4 protein-coding genes are annotated in these 3,628 nt (G+C 60.3%); 1 reads left to right on the plus strand and 3 read right to left on the minus strand.

Features of this window, described 5'->3' with window-relative positions; translation table 11 throughout:
• The 3 genes from RMN95_RS13915 to RMN95_RS13925 all read right to left on the minus strand — a co-directional run.
• Window positions 1–610: ABC transporter permease (locus tag RMN95_RS13915; protein ID WP_309617509.1), on the minus strand; the 610-nt coding region annotated here is incomplete at its 3' end.
• A 3-nt stretch (window positions 611–613) separates the two neighbouring features.
• Window positions 614–2,131, minus strand: coding sequence for a sugar ABC transporter ATP-binding protein (locus RMN95_RS13920; RefSeq protein WP_309617510.1), 1,518 nt, complete (start codon window positions 2,129–2,131; stop codon window positions 614–616).
• 22 nt (window positions 2,132–2,153) lie between these two features.
• The gene (locus RMN95_RS13925; protein ID WP_309617511.1) at window positions 2,154–3,224 is read right to left on the minus strand and encodes a sugar ABC transporter substrate-binding protein; all 1,071 of its coding nucleotides are present in this window, start codon (window positions 3,222–3,224) and stop codon (window positions 2,154–2,156) included.
• 270 nt (window positions 3,225–3,494) lie between these two features.
• Here RMN95_RS13925 and RMN95_RS13930 point away from each other — a divergent pair.
• Window positions 3,495–3,628, plus strand: a 134-nt coding sequence (locus RMN95_RS13930; RefSeq protein WP_309617512.1) for a LacI family DNA-binding transcriptional regulator, incomplete at its 3' end; no start/stop codon positions are given.

Below are 3,628 nucleotides of genomic sequence, written 5' to 3' on the forward strand. Positions count from 1 at the left end.
GCCGAGCTGCTTCGGGATTCATGCCCACGGCCACAAACTCTCGCCCGAGTGCTGAGCGGGTCTGGAATACCAGAACTGCGAGCAAGGCCCCTGCGACGAGGTAGGAGGTTACGGGGAGGCCGAGGAACGTGCCGAAGTACAGCGCGGAGAAAAACCCTTCGTCCGTGATGGGGAGCGCGATGCTCCCGGTGAGCAGATAGCTCGCCCCGGTCGCGATACTCATGGTTCCGAGGGTGACGATGAACGACGGAACGCCTCCGATCACCGAGACCACGCCGTTGATCGCAGAGATCCCCAGGCCGACCATCATCACTATCAGAGCGGCCAGTGGCCACACCAACCCCATCGTGAGCAGGGACGCGAAGACGATAGTCAGGAGGCTGCATACGGCACCGACGGATAGGTCGATCTCCCCGACGAGAATCACCAGGGTCATCCCGAATGCGCAGAGGAGAAGGGTTGACGCGTCGTTGACGAGATTCTGCAGGTTGATCGGGTCGAGAAAGTAGGGGCTCAATGCACTGAAGAGCACGAGCAACGCGCCCGTACCCAACATCGGCAAAAGGGCACTTGTCGCCTGTCGACGAGCGGTGATCACGGACGCGCCCATCGTTCACACCTCCGCGGAGATGTCGCGGAACGCAAGCTCAAGGATGCTTTCCTCGCTTGCGCTGAGGCCGTCGATGATCCCGGCGAGACGCCCACCCGCCATAACCGCGATACGATCACTTACCGCGATCACCTCGGGGAGTTCGGAGGAGATCACGAGCACTGCGGCTCCGGCCCGCGCCGTCGATCTGATCAGTTCATGGATCTCCGCCTTGGCGCCCACGTCCACCCCCCGCGTGGGCTCGTCCAACAGGATGACATCGGGATTCGTTGAAAGCCACTTGGCGAGGGCAACCTTCTGCTGATTACCGCCGCTCAGGGTGTCGACCGCACGCGACGGCCCCTCTGTGCGGATGTTAAGGCGAGCGATCCATTCCTGAGCGCGGTCTCGGATGCTGCGGAGATTCAGAAACCCGCGAACCTGCATCGATCGAAGCACCGGGAGGGAGATGTTCTCCGCTATCGACATCGGGAGATGCAGCCCAGTCAGCTTTCGATCCTCCGACACGTAACAGACTCCAGCGGCGAGTGCCGCCTTGACGTTTTTGGGAAGGAACGGCTCACTCCGAAGGCGCATAGTTCCCGTCTCCACGGGATCGATCCCTGCGATCATGCGAGCGACTTCCGAGCGTCCCGACCCCATAAGCCCTGCCAGGCCCAGGACTTCGCCTCGCTGGAGGGCCAGACTTACATCGCGGACGACCCCTCCTCCCAACCCCTGAACAGTCAATACCTCGTGGCCGGATACGGGTGCTACGCGTTCCGTCGGCGCCAGTACACGACCCACCATCGCTGCGATCAATTCAGGGCGAGTCACGTCGTCCGCGGCACGCGTCATGACCGTATAACCATCGCGAAGCACAGATATCCGGTCTGCAAGGGCGAAAACTTCGGCCATGCGATGTGTCACATACACAATGGCAACTCCCTGACCCCGCAACTCGCGGACCAACCGGAAAACGAGTTCTTCCTCCTCGCGCCCCAGGGACGACGTAGGTTCGTCGAGGAGCAGAACGGACGGATTCTGCGCGACCGCTCGAGCGATCTCCAGAACTTGCTTCATACCGACAGAAAGAGTTCCCGCCAGGGCACGCGGATCGAGAGCGAGTCCGAGTCTGTCGAATGTCGCGGCCGCCATCTTGTAAAGCTCACCCGAGAGAACGACCCCGCCACGGTGCGGCAGACCTGTAACGAATAGGTTGTGGGCGAGGTCGATGTTGTCTAGCACTGTGAGCTCTTGGAACACGACTTGGAGCCCGCGTTCCCGCATGGCCGATGGCCGCCCGAAAGGGAGCTGCACGGCGTCGACGAGCAATGAGCCCGCGTCAGGCTGCACGATGCCTGCGGCAATCCTCATGAGCGTCGACTTGCCCGCGCCGTTTTCGCCCATCAACGCATGGACCTCGCCACGACGGACACTAAACGTGACATCCGATAGCGCCCGAGTCGACCCGTAGCTCTTGGCTACGCCGACGACCTGAAGCGCGTCCACCCCGGCCTGTGGCCCTGCCGCGAAGTTCACGACAGGGCCAGCAGACTGAGGACTAGTACGGCGTGGGGGTCGAGGGGTACTGCTTTGTCCACGATTTGGCATAGTTGTCCTTCGTCACAAGAATATTTGGTGTGATGATCTGGGGTGCCAAGGTATTTCCGAGCACGACTTGTGCGAGGCCCTCGATTGCGGCCTTGCCCTGAACGAAGGCCTGCTGACCAGACAGCGCAATGAGGTTGGCGTTGCCCTTAGCGAATTCCTTGTAGCCCGCAGCCTCTGCGTCGTATCCCGCAATCGGGATGTTTCGCCCTGATTGCTTCACGGCCTCCGTGGCCGCGTTCACGCCGAGCGACCAGGTGGCAAATATGCCGTCGAGGTCGGGGTTGGCCTCGATCACGTTCGTCGCCAGAGCGAGGAGCTTGTCCTGGCTGAAGTCGGACTGCAGTGACACGACCTGACCTCCAGCAGCACCGACGGCGTCAAGAATTCCCTTTTCGCGGTCGCGAATGGTCTGCAGCGCGAACGGGATGCCGATCACAGCGATTTTCGCGTTGGGTTTGTTGATCGCTTTCATCAGTGCGGCGCCGGCCTCCTTGCTTCCGTCGTAGGAGGCCGCGTTCATCACGCTGACAACTTTCCCGCGGGCGGGAGCACCGCCGACGATGAAGACGGGGATCTTGGCGTTGTTCGCGCGGACAACCGCGGTGCCGATCGACGCCGCATCGACGGCTGTCAGGAAGATCCCATCGACCTTCTGCTGGACTAAGGCATTGAACTGACTCAACTGCTTGTTTGCGTCGAAGTCCGAACTGTTGACGATCAGTTTGATCTTGTACTTGTCGGCCCATTCTTGACCGCTCGATACCAGTGTCTTGCTGAAGTCATCGGCGATGTTGTTCATGAGGAATCCGAAGCGCAGCTTCTTATCCTTCACTTTGGCGACCTGGTCGGCGGTGAGTGCAAAGTCTTCGACCGACGACAATGTTTTCCCGTCGCCTGACGGTTTGCTCGACGAGTTTGGCGCGCTAGCAGTGGTGCCACACGCACTGAGTGCGGTGACGACGAGAACAGCTACCGCCGCTGCGGCAGTACGCAGGACCCGGCGAGGTAGATGTGCGGTCATGGGAGGTGGCTCCGCTCTGCCCCGACACTGGGGCCTTAGAATTTCCGGTAGCGTTACCGAAATTGGTTGTTCGAATCTTCATGGCGCGGGGTCACTTTGTCAAGTGACGGCAACGGAGATTATCTTGAGAGATGGTAACTTCGTTTCACAAGCCCCGTAATCATTGGTAATTTGATAATATTCTTGCCGAAAAAGACGAAGTGATTGACGCCCACGCACGTGCGCGGGATACTAAGAAATCCTGGAAGCGCTACCGGAAAGGCGGCGATGATGAAGTTGTTGAAGGGCTCCGGCTTGACGATCGTCGACGTCGCTGAGCGCGCGGGGGTCTCAGTCTCGACGGTGAGTCGCGTGCTCAACAGCAAATCCGATGTTGCTCGTGCCACGCGCGAACGTGTGGAGGC

The sequence above is a fragment of the Salinibacterium sp. genome (assembly GCF_031364185.1).
Classification (GTDB): domain Bacteria; phylum Actinomycetota; class Actinomycetes; order Actinomycetales; family Microbacteriaceae; genus Rhodoglobus.